Below are 18,329 nucleotides of genomic sequence, written 5' to 3'. Positions count from 1 at the left end.
CCATGACACGGACAGTAACCTTAGGGTCTTGGACGGTCGCATTCCGCGTTGAGCGAACCGATGACGCCTGGTACCGCTGCCATGATCGCCGACGCTGTAATGGGGCCGCCGGCCAATTCCGCGGACGCTGCCGTTCCTGCGCGTCCATGGACGCTCGCCGCAACAGCCGCCACAGCAGCCCAGCGGTCGGCAACGTCCAGTCCCAAGCCGGCATAGGCGCCGTCGTCGTCCTTGATCGTTTCCGCGCTCTGCGCCAGCAACGCGCCCAGCACTCCCCCCAGGACATCCCCGCTTCCCGCAGTCGCCATCCACGCGGTGCCCTCGGATTGGCTGAAAACAACGCCCGACGGCGACGCCACCAGTGTGGTGGCTCCCTTCAGGAGCACGGTGGCGCCCGTTTGTTCGGCGGCCTGCCGTACGAAATGCAGCGGACGCGACTCCACGTCATCACGGGTCACAGCTACCTCCCCCGTGGAGGGAAGGGAGTCCAGAAGTGTAGCCAGTTCTCCAGCGTGTGGCGTCAGTATCCAATGGGGCGGGCAGCGCTCAGGAAGGAGGCTCAGTGCACCAGCATCCACCACCACCGGCACATCGGCGGCCAGGGCAGCCGCAGCAGCGTCCCTCGCGCGCTCCAGCTGCCCTTCCCCAGCAACGCCCGAGCCCAGCAACCACGCCTGGACGCGGCCGGGTTTGTCGGGTTCCCAGAGGGCTTCGGGGGTTTGGGCGAGCACCAACTGTCCCACCGTTTGGGGGCCGGCGTAGCGCACCATCCCAGCTCCTGCGAGGGCTGCGGCATGCACACCCAAGACAGCAGCACCGGGAAACCGAACCGAACCGGCTACGACGCCCAGGACACCCCGGGAGTATTTGTGTGCCCGGCGGCCAGGATGGGGCAGTACTGCCCCTACATCCTGGGAGGTGAGGCGGCGGAGCTCCGGCTGCTGGGACGTTAGCGATCCTTCGATGCCGATCTCCACCACGTGCACCCGCCCGGCACTGCCCTCACCGGGATCGGTCATCAGCCCCGCCTTCACGCCTCCAAAGGTGACTGTGACGTCTGCTTCCAGCACCGGCCAGTGAACTTCACCGCTGTTGGCGTCCAGGCCGCTGGGGAGATCACAGGCCACTACCAACCGTGGACGCAGTTCCTGGAGGCACGCAACCAGTTCCGCTGAAGGGCCACGCAGGCCCCCACGCGCACCCGTCCCGAGCAGGGCATCGATGACCACATCGCCAGCGGCGCACAGGACCGCGAGTTCTTCAGCATTCCCGGGTTCGAGGTACAAGGTCCTCCCGTTGGCTGCGGCAAAAGCAGCCAACGCCTCCGGGTGTACTTCAGCCGAGGCGAGTACCGCCGTCGTTCGCATCCCCCGGCGGGCCAGCAGGGCCGCGGCGAAGAGACCGTCCCCGCCATTGTTGCCCTTGCCTGCCAGGACAGTCACACTGGTGCCCGCCAGCCTGCGCCGGGTTTTGACCTCGCGCACCACCGCTTGGGCCAGCCCGAACGCTGCCCGTTGCATAAGAACAGCGCCCTCACCGGCGTCAAGGAGCGGTTGTTCCGCATCCCTGATCTGTTGTCCGGTGAAGGCGCTGATCATTGCTGTTGAGAGTCCGTCTAGCCCTCGGCGAGGACAGTCGCCATAGCGATGCCGCCGTCGTGGCTCATGGACAGGTGCCAGCGCTTGACGCCCTTGGCCTCGGCGACTGCCAGCACAGTTCCCTTGACCTGGACTGTAGGACCGTTCTCATCGAGACCGATCCAGCAGTCCTGCCAGTTCATGCCCGCGGGAGCACCCAAGACCTTGGCCACGGCTTCCTTGGCCGCAAAACGTGCGGCCAAGGAGCGGGTGTTGAGTTCCCGTTCGGCAGGAACAAACAGGCGGTCCCGGAGTCCGGGCGTCCGTTCCAGCTGCCGGCCGAACCGTTCGATGTCTACGACGTCTACGCCAATGCCAACAATCATGGCGTTATTCTACGGTCACGCTCTTGGCGAGGTTACGCGGCTGATCCACGTCATAGCCCTTGGCTCCGGCCAGTTCAGCAGCGAAGATCTGCAGCGGAACGGTAGTGAGCAACGGCATCAGCAGCGTGGGCGTTTCAGGTACGTAGAACACATGCTCTGCATAGTCCTTGACCGACTCGTCGCCTTCTTCAGCGATCACCAGGGTACGGGCACCACGTGCACGGACTTCCTGGATGTTGCTGACCACCTTGGAGTGCAGGGAGTCGCGGCCGCGCGGAGACGGCACCACAACGAAGACCGGCTGGCCGTCGTCGATCAAGGCGATCGGACCGTGCTTGAGCTCACCGGCGGCGAAGCCTTCAGCGTGGATGTACGCGATTTCCTTGAGCTTCAAAGCACCTTCGAGGGCAACCGGGTAGCCGACGTGGCGGCCCAGGAACAGCACGGACTTTTCGTCCTTCATGCTGCGGGCGAGCTCGCGCAGGGGGCCTGCGTTGTCCAGGATTTTCTGGATCTTGGCCGGGATCTTGTTGAGGTCCGCGAGGACGTCCTTGATCTGGCCGGAGAAGATGTTGCCGCGCAGCTGAGCCAGGTAAAGGCCCAGCAGGTAGGCGGCAGTAATCTGCGCCAGGAATGCCTTGGTGGAGGCCACCGCGATTTCCGGACCGGCGTGCGTGTAGAGCACGGCGTCGGATTCGCGCGGGATGGTGGAACCGTTGGTATTGCAGATGGAGATCGTCTTGGCACCCTGTTCACGGGCGTAGCGGACGGCCATCAGCGTGTCCATGGTCTCACCGGACTGGCTGATGGAAACCACCAGTGTGTTGGAGTCGACGATCGGATCGCGGTAGCGGAACTCGTGGGCGAGCTCCACCTCCGTGGGGATGCGGCACCAGTTCTCGATTGCGTACTTGGCAACCAGGCCGGCGTACGCCGCGGTGCCGCAAGCGAGCACGATGATCTTGTCAACCTGCTTGAGGAGCTCCGGATCGATGCGGACCTCGTCCAGGGTCAGCTTGCCATCAAGATCCGAGCGGCCCAGGAGGGTCTGCGCAACGGCGTCAGGCTGGTCGTGGATTTCCTTCTCCATGAAGGAGTTGAAGCCACCCTTTTCGGCAGATGCCGGGTCCCAGTCAACGTGGTATTCCTTGCCTTCGGCGGGAGCGCCGAAGAAGTCGGTGATCTCCACGGAGTCCGCGGTGATGGTGACGATCTGGTCCTGGCCCAGTTCCACGGCACGACGGGTGTAGTCGATGAAGCCGGAGACGTCGGAGCCAAGGAAGTTCTCGCCTTCGCCCAAGCCAACCACCAGCGGGGAGTTCCGGCGGGCAGCTACGACGACGTCCGGCTGGTCTGCGTGGACTGCAAGAAGGGTGAAAGCGCCTTCGAGTCGCTGGCAGGCCAGGCGCATCGCTTCGGTGAGGTTTCCGCCGTCGCCGTTGAGCTGGGTGCGGAAGATGTCGCCAACCAGCGCGGCGGCAACCTCGGTGTCGGTTTCGGACTCGAAGGTAACCCCCTTGGCCAGCAGTTCCTGCTTGAGCTCTGCGAAGTTCTCGATGATGCCGTTGTGAATAAGTGCAAGGCGGCCGCCGTCAGAGAGGTGCGGGTGCGCGTTGCGGTCGGTCGGTCCGCCGTGGGTGGCCCAACGGGTATGGCCGATGCCAGTCAGGGATTCAGGTACTGGATTTGCTTCCAGTTCACTGATCAGGTTGCTCAGTTTGCCGGACTTTTTACGGGACGAGATTGCCCCGTCAGCCACCACTGCGACGCCTGCGGAGTCATAGCCGCGGTACTCAAGACGACGCAGCCCTTCCACGACGACGTCAAGGGCGCTGTGACCAGCTGCCTTGCGAGACGAATTGCCAACATAGCCTACGATTCCACACATGGGTACAAGCCTAACGGCTAGCGCAAACAACTGACGTGGGACATCCCAGCTCTTCCCCTTGCCGCTATGATGTCCAGCCCCCACAATTCACCCTCCCGTCGTCGCGCATTTCCTGATCCGCCGCGTGGAGGGCAGAATCATGAGCGTGACTTTGCAACGCACCGAAGCTAATGGCGACGGCGCTTCCCCGTTTGTAGAGCTGGACCGTCAAACGTGGTCCAGGCTTGCAGCGCAGATGGAGCAGCCCCTCAACGAAGAGGACATCTTCCGTCTCCGCGGCCTCGGCGACCCCTTGGACATGAAGGAAGTCAGGGAGGTTTACCTCCCGCTTTCGCGGCTTCTGCACCTGTATGTAGAGGCTTCCCACCAGCTTCATGCTGCAACAACCACGTTCCTGGGCGAACAGACCCAGCGCACTCCGTTCGTGATTGGCGTCGCCGGTTCTGTGGCGGTTGGCAAGTCCACCATCGCCCGCGTGCTCCGGGAAATGCTCCGGCGATGGCCCGGTACCCCCAACGTGGAACTCATCACCACGGACGGTTTCCTCTATCCCTTGGCCGAGCTGAAGCGCCGGCACCTTCTTGAACGCAAGGGTTTTCCCGAGTCCTATGACCGGCGGGGGCTCCTCCGCTTTGTGTCGGAAGTCAAAGGCGGCGCCGAGGAAGTCCGCGCACCCTGGTATTCTCACGTAACGTACGACATCGTGCCGGGCAAGGAAGTGGTGGTCCGGCGTCCCGACGTCCTGATCGTGGAAGGGCTCAACGTCCTCGCCCCCGCCCGCCCCCGGATGGACGGAAAACAAGGACTGGCCGTCAGCGACTTCTTCGATTTCTCCATCTACGTGGACGCCAAAACCTCCTACATCGAGGAATGGTACGTGGACCGTTTCCGCAAACTGCGCACCACCGCCTTTGCGCAGCCGGAATCCTACTTCCACCGCTACGCCACGCTCTCCGACGACGACGCCGAATCCACCGCCCGCGGCATTTGGAAGCGCATCAACGAACCCAACCTTGAAGAAAACGTGCTGCCCACCCGTGGGCGCGCCCAGCTGGTTCTCACCAAGGACGCCGACCACTCCATCCGCCGCATGCTGCTGAGGAAGGTCTAAGGTGGCCGATCCCCAGCCGCTGCCCAGCCGGCGCGCTTTTGCAGGCTTGATCGCCGCTGGCGCTGGGATGGCAGCGTTGTCCGCGTGCACGCCGGAAGCTGCCGCACCCTCCCCCGCCGCCGCAACCGCCGCCAGTGGGGCTGCTGCGCCTTCTACGGCCCCTTCCAGCTCCCCCGCCATGGAGCCGGCAACGGTCGCGCCTGAGACGGCCGCGCCGTCGCCCAGCGCCACGCCTTCCAGTGCCGCGCCCTCCAGCGCAGTTACATCGCAGCATTCGCTGTCGGACCCCGCCAGCCCCTGGGTCATCGTCAACAAACACCGCCCCCTCAACCCCCAGGACTTCGTCCCAACCGATCTGGTACAGCCGAACATCCGCCTCGCCGTCAGCGGCGAAGCCGCCCTGCTGAACAGCACGACGGCGGCTGCCGCAGAAAAGATGTTCAGTGCTGCTGCGACGGAAGGCGTCGTTATGGCGTTGGCATCGGGCTACCGCTCCTACTCAACCCAAGTGGCCACGTACGGCGGCTATGTCGCCAGCACGGGCCAAGCCGCAGCCGACCGCGCCTCGGCCCGCCCGGGACACTCCGAACACCAAACAGGTTGGTCCTTCGACATTGCCGACGGTGGTGGGGCCTGCAGCTTCCAGCCGTGTTTCGCTGAGCAACCGGCAGCGGTGTGGTCGAAGGCCAACGCCCATAAGTTCGGTTTCGTGGTCCGCTACCCATGGATGTTCCACGACATCACCGGGTACTTTTACGAGTCGTGGCACCTGCGTTACATCGGGGTGGAGGCAGCAACTGACATGGTCACGCGGGGCATCGTGACGCTCGAAGAGTATTTCGGCCTCGAAGCGGCCCCGGATTACCTTTAGCCCTTAAATGGCTTCGGCCCGCTCCCCTGCCAGGCAGGGGTGCGGGCCGAAGCTCGTTCCGGCTTCTTTAGACAGCCATCTCGCTGGAAGCGCCGAGGCGTTCCTTAACTACTGCAGCAAGGCTGTTGCAGATTCGCTCAGCCGTTTCCATGTCAGCGGCTTCCACCATGACACGGACCAGAGCTTCAGTGCCCGACGGGCGGAGCAGCACGCGGCCGGTTTCGCCCAGTTCGAGTTCGGCTGCAGCAACAGCGGCCGCCACACCTTCGTCGGTACCGGCGCGGGCCTTGTCCACGCCCTTGACGTTGATCATCAGCTGCGGGAGCTTGGTCATCGCGGTGGAGAGTTCCTTGAGGCTGCGGCCTGTCAGTGCAACCTGCGCTGCAAGCTGCAGGCCGGTCAGAACACCGTCACCTGTGGTGGCGTAATCGGAGAAGATCACGTGGCCGGACTGTTCGCCGCCCAGGTTGTAGCCGCCGTTACGCATTTCTTCGAGGACGTAACGGTCGCCGACGCCGGTTTCGCGGATGGTGATACCGGCACTCTTGAGCGCGATCCTGAGGCCGAGGTTGCTCATGACGGTGGCCACGAGGATGCTGTCCTTGAGCTTTCCAGCCTCGTTGAGGGCCAGTGCAAGGATGGCCATGATCTGGTCGCCATCCACTTCATTGCCCTCGTGGTCCACGGCGAGGCAACGGTCGGCGTCGCCGTCATGGGCTACGCCAAGGTCGGCGCCATGCTGGAGAACTGCTTCCTTCAACGGGCCCAGATGGGTGGAGCCTACGCCCTCATTGATGTTCAGGCCGTCCGGCTCAGCGCCGATCACTACGACGTCCGCGCCGGCGTCCTTGAACACCTGGGGTGAACAACCGCTCGCAGCACCGTGGGCGCAATCAAGGACCACCTTCAGGCCGTCAAGGCGCTTGGGAAGCGTTCCCAGCAGGTGCACGATGTAACGGTCCTCAGCGTCGGAGAAACGCTGGATGCGTCCGACGTCGGCTCCCACCGGGCGCTGCGGCTCTTTGCCGAGCTGCGCCTCGATGGCGTCTTCGACGTGGTCCGGGAGCTTCTGGCCGCCGCGGGCAAAGAACTTGATGCCGTTGTCCGGCGCGGGGTTGTGGGAGGCCGACAGCATCACGCCGAAATCGGCGTCGAGATCTGCCACCAGGTAAGCGGCCGCAGGGGTGGGAAGAACACCGGCGTCATAGACGTCGATTCCGGAGCTGGAAAGCCCTGCTTCCACGGCGGCGGCGAGGAACTCACCACTCGCTCTGGGGTCCCTGGCGACGACGGCGCGCGGCCGCTTGCCGTTGGTTGTGCGGTCATGGCCGAGTACGACGGCGGCGGCCTGGGCAAGCTGCATAGCCAGCTCGGCGGTGAGCAATCCGTTCGCGAGACCGCGCACGCCATCTGTTCCAAATAATCTAGACATCGGCTCAAGTTTAGACGACGCCGGGACACCATCAGTTCAGGAGCGTGTCGGAGCGTCACATGCGCGCCGTGCGACGCCCGTGTTTAACGGCGAAAGCCCGCCCCGCCGAAGTGGCGGAACGGGCTTTCGATGCCCCAATGCAGGGGCGAAGCGAATTAACGCTTGGAGTACTGCTGAGCCTTGCGTGCCTTCTTGAGACCAGCCTTCTTACGCTCGATGACGCGGGCGTCACGGCGCAGGTAACCGGCCTTCTTGAGGGTGGCGCGGTTGTTGTCGACGTCGATCTCGTTCAGCGAGCGAGCAACACCGAGACGCAGTGCACCGGCCTGGCCGGAGATGCCACCGCCGTGGATACGGGCGATGACGTCGTAAGCGCCTTCGAGATCAAGGATCTTGAAGGGCTCGTTGACATCCTGCTGGTGCAGCTTGTTCGGGAAGTAGTTGTCCAGCGTGCGGCCGTTAATGGTCCACTTGCCGGAACCCGGTACAACGCGAACGCGCGCAACGGCTTCCTTGCGGCGGCCAACAGCTGCGCCGGCAACGGTCAGTGCCGGGCGTTCCTTCTTGGGCGCATCTTCACCAGATGTGCTTTCAGAGGTGTAGCTGGTGAGGGTTTCCTCAGCCTCGACGGCTTCGGCGGTCAGTTCTTCGTTCTGAGCCACGGTTCTCCTTGTAATAAAAAGTTTAGTTGGTGGCCAGGACTACTGGGCGACCTGGGTGATTTCGAAAGTCTTCGGCTGCTGAGCGGCGTGGGGGTGCTCGGGGCCTGCGTAGACCTTGAGCTTGCCCAGCTGCTGAGCGGCGAGGGAGTTCTTGGGGAGCATGCCCTTGATGGCCTTCTCAACAGCGCGAACCGGGTTGGATTCCAACAGCTCGGCGTAGTTGACGGAGGTCAGGCCGCCCGGGTAACCGGAGTGGCGGTATGCGCGCTTCTGCTCCAGCTTGGCGCCGGTGAGGGCAACCTTTTCAGCGTTGATGATGATGACGAAGTCGCCCATGTCCATGTGGGACGCAAAGGTCGGCTTGTGCTTTCCGCGCAGCAGTGTTGCGGTCTGGCTGGCAAGACGACCAAGGACAACGTCGGTGGCGTCAATGACGTGCCACTGGCGGTTGATATCGCCGGGCTTCGGGGTGTACGTACGCACGGTTTTGCCTCGTTCTTGTTCTGGCGTTCATGTTTTAGGCGACACGCAATAAGGCGTGTACCTACTATGTATGCGCTACCGGAGCAGAGGTGAGGGCTCTATGTACCAGTCATCCCAGAATCTCGAAATGCCTCAGGAGTTGGCGATCCTGCAACTGGATCCCCCGTAAGGCATGTGTCATCGAGATAGGACACGCACAACGACTCTAAACAATACCTTCAACGGGCCGCCCGGGTCAAAATGGGGTAATCGCCCTTGGGGGTTGGGCACTGATTGAGGGAGAGCACATGACCGACGGGCCCGCCTTTCCACTCATTATCGCCCTCGCGGGCCTCCTCCTGAGCCCTGCTGCAGAGTGGCTCATCTCAGTGCGGACGCCGCGGCTCGGCGGACCACCTTCCCCGAGGGTCCGGATCACGACGGCGGCTCTCACCTCGCTGCTGTTTGGCTTGCTCGCGTGGCGGTTTGGCCCTTCTTTGGACCTGCCGGCATTTCTTTTGTTGGCTCTTTTCGGCGTACAGCTCTCCCGCATTGATTTCACCCTGCATTTGCTGCCCAACCCCTTGGTATTGCTTTTACTAGGGGGTGGCCTGCTGCTTTTGCTGGCTCCCGCAGCCTTCGCGCCAGGCTGGCCAGACCTCATCCGGGCCCTCGCGGGAGGGGCGATCCTGTTCGCCGGCTACCTGATTCTGGGACTTATTTCGCCTGGGAGCCTCGGAATGGGCGATGTGAAGCTTGCGGCACCCGTTGGAATGTACTTGGGGTACTTGGGTTGGGGGCAAGTACTCTACGGTGGCCTGCTGGGTTTCGTGGTGGGCGGGGTGCTGACGGTACTGATGTTGCGCCTGAGATCAGCGGAAAAGCCCAAAGAGACGGCTCACGGACCCGCCATGTTCGCTGCGGCCCTCGGCGTCATCCTGGTACTCCAATAGCGCCCTTCATGTGAGCCTTTCACGACTCCCCTTTAGTGCGATTTTCATAAGGCTACTGTCAAAACCAAGTAGTCCCTGACCTTCCGTCCGCCTGAAACTGAGTACTCCCCCCACCCCCTACGGGTGCCCACGTGCCGGCCTTATCAGGAATTCGAGTACAACTACGCATTGTTCAGCCGACCGCCCAGGGTGAATTCTTATCTCATCGAATTCCGAACCGCTAAAGGATACATGGGGGTAGTTCGGGAAACGTATAAATGCAAATTCCGATAATTTGCTGGACCTATAAAACAACCTGTTCATTCATTCTGGGAAGGACTCTCCAATGTCTACTCTTATGTTCACCATCACCTCGTACATCGCCGGCGTCAAGGACCGCTTCACCAAAGAAGAGAAGGGCGCGACGATGGTTGAATACGGCATCATGGTCGCCGCCATCGCAGTCGTCGTCGGTGCTGCAGCCTTCGCACTCGGTGTGCGGGTCGATGGCCTCTTCGACGGCATCAACCTCGGTGGCGCACCAGCTGCCTAACTCCTGGTTCCGCGGTTGGTCGTGGCGGCTATTTAGCCACCACGACCAACCAACCGCTTTAAAAGCAACATTCTGTTGGTATCTGGGACCGGGAGACGGATGTGAAATCCAAAACGAATGAGCGTGGCGCCGCGGCCGTAGAAATGGCCATCATTCTGCCACTCTTGCTGCTAATCCTGTTCGGAATCATGGAGTTTGGGCGTGCCTACAACGTCCAGGTTTCCCTGACTCAAGCTGCGCGTGAAGGAGCCCGCCACGCAGCGGTGCACTACCAGGACGGCACACTGGACGTATCGGGCGCAGCGCTGGCTGCCGCGCCGGCACTCGACGGCCTGGGGGTCACCGTCTCGGACAACGCTTCGAGCTGTGCGCCCGGAGCCAACGTGGAAGTCACCACCAGCGTTTCCCTGCAGTCGTTGACTGGTTTTCTGGATGCCGGCTTCTTCGGTGGCTCCGGAATCTTCCCCATCAACATGTCAGGAGTCGGGGTGATGAGATGCGGCGGCTAACTAAACTCCTCAAGCGTGGTCACGTCGCTGAGGCGCGTTCCAACGACGAACGCGGCGCCACGACGGTCGTCGTCGCTGGCCTCATGGTGGTCCTCCTTGGATTTGCCGCATTAGCGGTGGATGTCGGAGCGATGTACGCAGAGAAGGCCCAGCTACAGAACGGCGCCGATGCTGCAGCACTGGCTATAGCGACAGACTGCGCCAACGGTAATTGCGGGAATAGCTCAGCCACCGGCGACTCGTTCGCCAACAACAATGCCAATGACGCGTCAAGTGGCGCGGCAGTTTCGTTCCCCTCTACAAACACGGTGCGGGTAGTCACCAACGCCCGGGACGCCGAAACCGGCGCCAACAGTTTTAGTCTCTTCTTCGCCCAGGCACTGGGTAATGAGACGGCTCAGATCGGCGCAGTTGCCGAAGCTTCCTGGGGAGCCCCATCGTCTGCCACAACATTGCCTTGGACGGTGAGCGAATGCGTTTTCAAGAAGTATCTTTCGCCAGCCCAGCTCGCGTCCCTTAATTCGACGGGGAATTTCACAGGAGATCCGACACCAACGCACCTGCTGTTGCGCTACGACACCAACGCACCAACCGTGCCGGGGTGTGCGGTGCAAAACGGCTACCAACCTGGTGGCTTTGGTTGGCTCGTCACCGATTCCGGTTGTTCCACCGACATCGATCTGGACGCGACTGTCAATGGACAAACCGGTAATCACTTCCCTAACGCTGCTGCCTGCGACGCCGCCCTTTCCACCATCATGGACGAGCCTGCACTGATACCACTCTTCAAGACAGCCACGGGCAATGGCAGCAATGCGAAATACACCTTGGTTGGTTTTGCAGCATTCCAAGTCACCGGATACAAGTTCAGCGGCTCTGGGGCCGTGCTGGACCCCCTGGCACCAAGCTGCACGGGAAACTGCCGTGGACTCCAGGGGTTTTTCTCACGCTTTGTGTCCCTCGAAGAGGGCATGCAAGTTACCGGAGGCATTCCTAATTATGGGGCTTCGGTCGTATTGCTCACCGAGTAGTTACTCACAGAGTCGCTGCTCTCGAACTCACGAAACTCAAAGGAGTAGAAAGTGAAAACACGCCTACTGGGAGGCATTGCAGCACTGCTTTTGGCAGTCATCGGCACGGTTTTGCTGGTTACCTATGTTCAGGGAGCCGACAAGCGTGCGCAGCAAGGGCTTGATCCCGTAAACGTCCTTGTGGTTAAGGAACGCATTCCCGCCGGCACCAAGGCTGAAGAAATCCAGTCCAAGGTCAAGGTCGAAACCCTGCCGCAGTCGGCAGTGGCACCCGGCACCATCAACGCGCTAAGCGACCAAAAAGGAAAAGTCACCTCGGCCGATCTCCAGCCAGGCGAACAGTTGCTGGGGGTAAAACTGGTCAGCCCCAAAGAGCTGGCTCCGGGTACTGTTCCTGTTCCTGACGGTTTGCAGGAAGCAACGTTCGTTCTTGCCCCGGAGCGCATGCTGGGTGGCCGGATCGAAGCTGGAGACACCGTAACAGTCTTTGCCTCCTTCAAGCTGGACGAGGCCGTACCCGCGGGAGCCAACCTGCCGGCCGCGCTGACCGGCTGGAAGGATTTTACGGAACTCCTGTATCACGACGTCCTGGTTACTGCTGTCCAGCAGGCCGCACCGGACGCAGAAAAGTCCGCCGGAGCGGAGAAGGGCGTCGCCCTCCCCAATGGGTCGGCATACGTCACTGTAGCCCTGAGCGACGCGAACGCTGCCGAGATGGTTTTCGGCGCCGAGTTCGGCACGCTGTGGCTGTCCAAGCAGACCGATAAGACGGTCAAGAGCGATCCTCCAACTACTACTTTCGGAGGGCTGGTCCAATGAGCCGCTTTGTAGCCATCACCGCAGTCCGTGACTTTGAAGGCCGCATACGCCAAGCCATCACAGGGGCCTTGCACGGCGACCTTCAAACGCTGCCACCTACTGTGCTGCAAGCAGGCACAGACGAGCTGTTCAAGCAACTGACCGGCGCTCCACCCGAGGTCTTGATTCTCGGCCCCGGGGTGAATCCGGACGACGCCTTCAAGCTGGCCACCGTCATTGATCTTCAGTTCCCGGAAATCAGCTTGCTGATGGTAGCGGAACCAAGCACTGACATCGTCCTCAAGGCCATGCACGCAGGCGTCCGTGACGTGGTTGCTCCTGAAGCTGATGTCAACGAACTCCGGGTACTCCTCGAGCGCGCATGTCTGGCTGCCGCGAGCAGGCGACGCGGAATGCAGCCCGCAGAGTCCGGCCAGGAGAGGGGACGGGTCATTGCCGTCATGTCCCCGAAGGGTGGGGTGGGCAAGACAACAGTAGCTACCAACCTAGCCATCGGGTTGGGGTCGCTTGCACCGATGAGTGTAGTCATTGTGGACCTCGATCTGCAGTTCGGGGATGTCGCTTCCGGCCTGATGCTTGAACCGGAACACTCCATCACCGAAGCGGTTCACGGATCGGCGGCCCAAGACTCCATGGTCCTCAAGGCGTTTCTGACCGTCCACCCAGCCGGAATCTACGCACTCTGCGCGCCACAGAAACCCTCCGATTCGGACTACATCACCGCCGAGCACGTAACACGACTCCTCAACCAACTGGCGACAGAGTTCAAGTACGTAGTCGTGGACACTGCACCGGGTCTTGGCGAACATTGCCTGGCAACCTTGGAGTTGGCCACCGACGGCGTCTGGGTCTGTGGAATGGACGTGCCGAGCATTCGGGGACTTCGAAAGTGCTTCAGCGTCTTGAAGGAGCTTCAGCTGCTGCCGCAGGGCAGGCACACAGTGTTGAACTTTGCTGACCGAAAAAGCGGGCTCTCCGTCCAGGATGTGGAAGCCACCATAGGAGTTCCTATCGACACTGTGATCCCACGCTCCCGGTCACTCCCCTACTCAACCAACCGGGGAATTCCAGTTCTTCAAGGAACGGCGCGGGATTCAGCCATCAAGGGACTAAGGAAGCTGGTTCAGCGATTCGATCCACGGCTGGAATCGACTCCGCAGAACAAGCTCCACCGGAGGGTGGTGGTGTCATGAAACTGTCCGAAAGGCTTTCGAAGAACAACCCGCTGGCTGTGGTTGGACCATCTGATTCAGAGCCTGAGAATGCGGCAACTGGCGTCGACCGGAATACCGCCGCCTCAAGTGCAGCTCTCTTTGGCGGAGCGCCCCTTACTCCCGCAGTGGACGCACTGGCCGGCCTCAAACAACGTGCTGCTTCAGCCCTGTTTGAGCGCATCGGAAACCGCATAGGTGACCCCTCTTCATCGGAAGAGGACCTGCGGTCATTTGCGGTCGATGAACTTTCGGCCGTCATTGACGACGAGCAAGTGCCGTTGACCCCCGAGGAACGCCGACGGCTCATCCGGGAGATTTCAGACGAAGTCATGGGTTTCGGACCGCTGCAGCGCTTGCTTGAAGACCCATCGATCACCGAAGTGATGGTCAACCGATATGACCAGATCTACGTGGAGCGTCATGGGCATCTGGCATTGACGGAGCTCACGTTCAGTTCCGACGATCATCTGAGGAAGGTCATCGAACGGATCGTTTCGAAGGTCGGACGCCGCATTGACGAGTCTTCGCCACTTGTGGATGCCCGACTGGAAGACGGCTCGCGTGTCAACGCCATCATTCCTCCGTTAGCGGTCAACGGCCCCTCCCTCACCATCAGGAAATTCAGCCACGTTCCACTGACGGTCAGGAATCTCATTGAGTGGGGCTCCATGAGCCAGGAGATGGCTGAATTACTGAGCGCCTGCGTAAGGGCACGCTTGAACGTCATCGTTTCGGGCGGTACAGGCACAGGAAAGACGACATTGCTGAACGTTTTGTCTTCCTTTATTCCGGAGTCCGACCGAATCGTCACCATTGAAGACGCAGTGGAGCTACAACTTCAACAGCGTCATGTCGTCAGGCTGGAAAGCCGCCCACCCAATATTGAGGGAAAGGGCGCCATCACTATCCGTGACCTGGTCCGTAACTCGCTTCGCATGCGGCCGGATCGGATCATCGTCGGCGAGGTCCGTGGCGGTGAATCCTTGGACATGCTGCAGGCGATGAACACCGGCCACGATGGCTCCCTGTCCACGGTGCACGCCAACTCTCCCAGGGACGCGATTGCACGATTGGAAACGCTGGTATTGATGGCTGGGATGGATCTTCCGCTTCGCGCAATTCGGGAGCAGGTCTCCTCAGCTGTTGATCTCATCGTTCAAGTAACGCGTTTGCGTGATGGCAGCCGACGAGTCACGCATGTGACTGAAGTCCAGGGCATGGAAGGAGACGTCGTCACCCTGCAAGACGCCTTTTTGTTCGACTACTCGGCAGGCCTGGACGCTCAAGGACGCTTCCTGGGCAAGGCAATTCCAACGGGGATCCGACCTCGCTTCCTCGACAGGTTTGCAGAACTTGGCATCCAAGTATCGCCTGTGACCTTTGGAGTCGTTCCGCAACCGATCGGAAGGCGGTAGCAATGGACTCTCCAGCACCCTTCGTCATCGCCATTGGTCTTTGCCTGGCGGCCATCATCATCTTGTTCGTTTTTGTCCTGAAGCCCCGCAACGGAAGCATCCCCATCGAGCGTCGTCGCTTGCAGGCTTCACATGACAGTTCAGCCGTGGGGCGGTTCTCCGGGACAGCCGTGCAGTTCATGGACACCGCGCTCGGCCGCTCGGGAGGTCCCTTCAACCGGGAAGTCCTTTACCAGGCCGGAGTCAAACAGGCGCCGGCCGACTTCACCGTCATGGTTCTCGCCAGCGCTATAGTCGCGGCAGTCGTCGGCACACTCCTCTTGAACATCTTTATCGGGATCCTGTTGGCGCTTGCGGCACCTTTTCTGACGAAAATGGTGCTGGTCACACGGACCCAGAAACGTCGTGCCAAATTTGAGTTACAGCTCACGGACACCATTCAGATGTTGATAGGTGGACTACGCGTTGGGCACAGCATCATGAGGTCCTTGGAAGCTGCAGCCCAGGAGGCCCAAGCTCCTACATCAGAGGAGCTGGGCCGCATCGTTAATGAAGTAAGGATCGGCAAGGACGCACGGCAAGCCATCGAAGACTGCGCAATCCGCATGGACAGTGAAGACTTCCGTTGGATTGGCCAAGCCATTCAGATCAACCGGGAAGTAGGCGGCGACCTGGCCGAAGTGCTGGAGCAGGTCGCCGGTACCATCCGGGAGCGCAGCGAAATCAAGGGCCATGTGCGTGCTCTTAGCGCTGAGGGCAAGATGTCGGCGGTGGTTCTGATGATTCTCCCCGTAGCGGTCGGAATCTTCATGTCGGCGTTGAACCCCGGCTACATGAAACTCTTTGCCGAACACCCAGTCGGGATTGCGCTGGTAGTGGTAAGCGCGATCCTGTTCGTCGTCGGCGGCTTCTGGATGAGCCGCACAGTAAAGATCAAGTTCTAGGAGGACCGAATGACTCCCATGGTGTGGCTCATCATCGCCCTCATCGTGCTGCCCCTCGCGTACTTCGCTTGGTCTCTCATCAGCATCGACCGTAAAGGCATCGTTGCCATTCAGACCAACCTTGGTTCGGGCTTTGCCCAAGGAGCCGGCGTGAACATACAACGTCCACCACTCCTGCTGGGCGTCGCCCGGAAGCTAACCCCGGGCAGTTACGAAGCCAAAATGGATCACTGGCTCGCCCTCGCCGGCCGCCCGATCTCGATGCCGTTGCCCAAGCTCATAGCCCTGAAACCCGCCCTTGCGCTGGCTGGCGCACTCGGAGGAGTGCTTCTGTTTTTTCTCAGCCCTGTACCAGGAATGGCGGTGCTGGGGCTCTTCGTGGCCATATTCCTGTATTTCCTTCCTGACCTCTTGGTCTACAACACGGGGCTGAAGCGACAGGAAGCAATAAAGCTGGAACTCCCCAACACCCTCGATCAGATGCTGATCTCTGTCGAGGCCGGCCTTGGATTCGAGTCAGCCATGGAAAGGGCGGCGATGCAAGGATCGGGCCCGCTGCCCCAGGAGCTCATGCGCACGTTACAGGACATCCAAGTGGGACGTCCCCGGCAGGAGTCCTATGAGGCTTTGGCCGAAAGGTGCGCTGTTCCGGACGTTCGCAGTTTCGTCCTCGCGGTCATCCAAGCCGATAAGTACGGCATCGGCATTGCCAACGTGCTGCGGGCTCAAGCCAAGCAAGCACGCGTGAAGCGCCGGCAGAATGCAGAAGAGAAGGCGATGAAGCTTCCCGTCAAGGTGCTCTTCCCCTTGCTGTTCTGCATCTTCCCGGTGCTGTTCATAGTCCTTCTGGGTCCCGCAGCCATCAAGATCATCCAGGCGTTCAGCTGATCTTGATCCTCGGGAAATAGACCGGCACTTCGCGGATCCCAGACCACGGAGTGCCACAACGGCCCCCTTCCGGTACCCAGAGCCGGGAGGGGGTCCTCCAACGTTCCGGGAAGCCGCCAAAACAAGAAGAGAACTACGCCCGCCGCGCCCGCGTCAGCTCAGCCCGGGCCAGCATCTCGGCATCCGAAGGATAAGAAACTTCCTCCAGCACCAAGGGATGCGGTGCAGCGAGCACGGATTTGGCATCGCGCTTCCTCTCCAGAAGGCGCGAGTGCAGCCAGCCCGGAGCCTCCAACTTCTCCCCCACCCGAAGCGCAGAGCCCACCAAGGACCGCACCATGTTGTGGCAGAAAGCGTCGGCCTGAACGGTGGCCACAATGACACCGTCGCTGTCGCGGGTAAAGGAGAACTTCTGGAGTTCCCGGATGGTGGTGGCGCCTTCGCGCGGCTTGCAGTACGAGCGGAAATCCTGGAGTCCCAGCAACGCCAGGGCACCGGAGTTCATGAGCGAAATATCCAACGGCGCTTTGTGCCACAGCGTGATTCCCCGGAGCAGGGGGTCCCACCGTTCGGGACCGTCGGCAATGCGGTAACTGTACCTGCGCCACAACGCTGAAAAGCGGGCGTCGAAGCCTTCAGGCGCCAGACCGGCGTCGTGCACTTCCACAGCACCGGTGAGGTCGCCGAGGATCCGGCTCAAAGCTCCGCGGAGGCGCCGCAACAGCGCGACGGCGGGATCGAGTTCGTGCCCACGCGGCAGTGACAGCCACTCGGCTTCGGTCAGGTCCAGGTGAACCACCTGGCCGCGGGCGTGGACTCCCGCGTCAGTCCTGCCGGCCACCGTCACGCGGACGGGTCGTTGCAGCAGGAGCGCCAGCGCTTCCTCCACGGAGCCCTGGACAGTACGAAGCCCGGGCTGCAGGGCCCATCCATTGAAGGGTGCGCCGTCGTAAGAGAGATCAAGCCGTACACGCAAAAACCCGCCGCCCCCCAAAACGGGGGCAGCGGGTTTTCGTTCGTTCATAGACTTAAGTCTACTGCGAAGAATTCAGTGAATTACTTCTTGTCCTCAGCGGCCGGAGCCTCTTCGGTTTCAGCAGCTTCAGCTTCAGCAGCGTCGGCTTCAGCGGCCGGAGCCTCTTCCGTCTCAGCTTCAACGGCTTCGGTCTCAACGACCTCTTCCTCAGCAGCCGGAGCTTCAGCAGCCGGAGCAGCCTTGGCAGCGGCAGCGGTTGCTTCAGCAACAACGGCCTGCTTCGGGGAGACCGGCTCAAGAACGAGCTCGATGACAGCCATGGGAGCGTTGTCGCCCTTACGGTTGCCGATCTTGGTGATGCGGGTGTAGCCACCATCGCGGTTGGCAACGGCGCCGGCGATGTCGGTGAACAGCTCGTGGACAACGCCCTTGTCGCTGATCAGGCCGAGAACGCGGCGGCGGGAAGCGAGGTCGCCACGCTTGGCGAAGGTGACCAGACGCTCTGCGTACGGCTTAAGGCGCTTGGCCTTGGTGACCGTGGTGGTGATGCGCTTGTGCTCAAACAGAGCAGCTGCCAGGTTCGCGAGCATCAGGCGCTCGTGAGCCGGGCCGCCTCCGAGGCGCGGACCCTTAGTGGGGGTAGGCATAGTTATTTCTCC

At 61.4% G+C, this 18,329-nt stretch carries 19 protein-coding genes; 11 read left to right on the top strand and 8 right to left on the bottom strand.

Features of this window, described 5'->3' with window-relative positions:
* Window positions 1-20 precede the first annotated feature (20 nt).
* From WBN73_RS02365 to glmS, 3 genes are read right to left on the bottom strand one after another with little or no spacing between them, the layout of a single operon-like run.
* On the bottom strand, window positions 21-1,598 hold the full coding sequence (locus tag WBN73_RS02365) for an NAD(P)H-hydrate epimerase (RefSeq protein WP_337339364.1): 1,578 nt from the start codon (window positions 1,596-1,598) through the stop codon (window positions 21-23).
* A 17-nt stretch (window positions 1,599-1,615) separates the two neighbouring features.
* The gene (locus tag WBN73_RS02360; RefSeq protein WP_337339363.1) at window positions 1,616-1,963 is read right to left on the bottom strand and encodes a holo-ACP synthase; all 348 of its coding nucleotides are present in this window, start codon (window positions 1,961-1,963) and stop codon (window positions 1,616-1,618) included.
* Window positions 1,964-1,967: 4 nt separating this feature from the next.
* Window positions 1,968-3,851: a glutamine--fructose-6-phosphate transaminase (isomerizing) gene (gene glmS, locus WBN73_RS02355; protein WP_207594215.1), complete on the bottom strand. Its 1,884-nt coding sequence runs from the start codon at window positions 3,849-3,851 to the stop codon at window positions 1,968-1,970.
* Between the two features lie 139 nt (window positions 3,852-3,990).
* Between glmS and coaA the strand changes: the two genes are divergently transcribed.
* The gene (coaA, locus tag WBN73_RS02350; RefSeq protein WP_011775550.1) at window positions 3,991-4,962 is read left to right on the top strand and encodes a type I pantothenate kinase; all 972 of its coding nucleotides are present in this window, start codon (window positions 3,991-3,993) and stop codon (window positions 4,960-4,962) included.
* A gap of 67 nt (window positions 4,963-5,029) precedes the next feature.
* Window positions 5,030-5,833, top strand: a complete 804-nt coding sequence (locus WBN73_RS02345; RefSeq protein WP_337339428.1) for a M15 family metallopeptidase — start codon at window positions 5,030-5,032, stop codon at window positions 5,831-5,833.
* A gap of 67 nt (window positions 5,834-5,900) precedes the next feature.
* On the opposite strand, the gene glmM is transcribed toward WBN73_RS02345, so the two are convergent.
* The 3 genes from glmM to rplM form a co-directional block, all read right to left on the bottom strand.
* Window positions 5,901-7,265 carry a phosphoglucosamine mutase gene (glmM, locus tag WBN73_RS02340; RefSeq protein WP_207594216.1) on the bottom strand — a complete coding sequence of 455 codons (1,365 nt, stop codon included), beginning with the start codon at window positions 7,263-7,265 and terminating at the stop codon, window positions 5,901-5,903.
* A 155-nt stretch (window positions 7,266-7,420) separates the two neighbouring features.
* Entirely contained in the window at window positions 7,421-7,927 is a 507-nt protein-coding gene (gene rpsI, locus WBN73_RS02335; protein WP_089595774.1) for a 30S ribosomal protein S9, read from the bottom strand.
* A 39-nt stretch (window positions 7,928-7,966) separates the two neighbouring features.
* The gene (gene rplM / locus WBN73_RS02330; RefSeq protein ID WP_011775554.1) at window positions 7,967-8,410 is read right to left on the bottom strand and encodes a 50S ribosomal protein L13; all 444 of its coding nucleotides are present in this window, start codon (window positions 8,408-8,410) and stop codon (window positions 7,967-7,969) included.
* 287 nt (window positions 8,411-8,697) lie between these two features.
* Here rplM and WBN73_RS02325 point away from each other — a divergent pair, with 287 nt between their 5' ends.
* The 9 genes from WBN73_RS02325 to WBN73_RS02285 all read left to right on the top strand — a co-directional run bounded on the left by WBN73_RS02325 (window position 8,698) and on the right by WBN73_RS02285 (window position 16,694).
* Window positions 8,698-9,342, top strand: coding sequence for a prepilin peptidase (locus WBN73_RS02325; RefSeq protein ID WP_337339362.1), 645 nt, complete (start codon window positions 8,698-8,700; stop codon window positions 9,340-9,342).
* 325 nt (window positions 9,343-9,667) lie between these two features.
* Window positions 9,668-9,874, top strand: a complete 207-nt coding sequence (locus tag WBN73_RS02320; protein ID WP_337339361.1) for a Flp family type IVb pilin — start codon at window positions 9,668-9,670, stop codon at window positions 9,872-9,874.
* 101 nt (window positions 9,875-9,975) lie between these two features.
* Complete coding sequence (locus WBN73_RS02315; protein ID WP_337339360.1) at window positions 9,976-10,383, top strand: TadE/TadG family type IV pilus assembly protein; 408 nt, start codon at window positions 9,976-9,978, stop codon at window positions 10,381-10,383.
* Window positions 10,371-11,414, top strand: coding sequence for a Tad domain-containing protein (locus WBN73_RS02310; RefSeq protein ID WP_337339359.1), 1,044 nt, complete (start codon window positions 10,371-10,373; stop codon window positions 11,412-11,414). Before WBN73_RS02315 ends, WBN73_RS02310 begins: the two co-directional genes overlap by 13 nt.
* A gap of 51 nt (window positions 11,415-11,465) precedes the next feature.
* The gene (gene cpaB, locus WBN73_RS02305; RefSeq protein ID WP_337339358.1) at window positions 11,466-12,233 is read left to right on the top strand and encodes a Flp pilus assembly protein CpaB; all 768 of its coding nucleotides are present in this window, start codon (window positions 11,466-11,468) and stop codon (window positions 12,231-12,233) included.
* Window positions 12,230-13,426: an AAA family ATPase gene (locus WBN73_RS02300; RefSeq protein ID WP_337339357.1), complete on the top strand. Its 1,197-nt coding sequence runs from the start codon at window positions 12,230-12,232 to the stop codon at window positions 13,424-13,426. Before cpaB ends, WBN73_RS02300 begins: the two co-directional genes overlap by 4 nt.
* Complete coding sequence (locus WBN73_RS02295) at window positions 13,423-14,862, top strand: CpaF family protein (RefSeq protein ID WP_337339356.1); 1,440 nt, start codon at window positions 13,423-13,425, stop codon at window positions 14,860-14,862. The genes WBN73_RS02300 and WBN73_RS02295 overlap by 4 nt, the downstream gene beginning before the upstream one ends.
* A 2-nt stretch (window positions 14,863-14,864) precedes the next feature.
* Window positions 14,865-15,806 carry a type II secretion system F family protein gene (locus WBN73_RS02290; protein ID WP_337339355.1) on the top strand — a complete coding sequence of 314 codons (942 nt, stop codon included), beginning with the start codon at window positions 14,865-14,867 and terminating at the stop codon, window positions 15,804-15,806.
* 9 nt (window positions 15,807-15,815) lie between these two features.
* Window positions 15,816-16,694, top strand: a complete 879-nt coding sequence (locus WBN73_RS02285) for a type II secretion system F family protein (protein WP_337339354.1) — start codon at window positions 15,816-15,818, stop codon at window positions 16,692-16,694.
* A 133-nt stretch (window positions 16,695-16,827) separates the two neighbouring features.
* Here the strand turns inward: WBN73_RS02285 and WBN73_RS02280 are convergent, their stop codons facing one another.
* On the bottom strand, window positions 16,828-17,718 hold the full coding sequence (locus tag WBN73_RS02280; RefSeq protein WP_337339353.1) for a tRNA pseudouridine synthase A: 891 nt from the start codon (window positions 17,716-17,718) through the stop codon (window positions 16,828-16,830).
* A 32-nt stretch (window positions 17,719-17,750) separates the two neighbouring features.
* Window positions 17,751-18,317 (bottom strand): 50S ribosomal protein L17, encoded by a 567-nt coding sequence (gene rplQ / locus WBN73_RS02275; protein WP_337339352.1) that lies wholly within the window; start codon window positions 18,315-18,317, stop codon window positions 17,751-17,753.
* Window positions 18,318-18,329 lie beyond the last annotated feature (12 nt).

Origin of the sequence: Paenarthrobacter sp. CCNWLY172 (genome assembly GCF_037402035.1) — a bacterium.
GTDB lineage: Bacteria > Actinomycetota > Actinomycetes > Actinomycetales > Micrococcaceae > Arthrobacter.
This window is presented reverse-complemented; position numbering and strand designations above follow the sequence as displayed.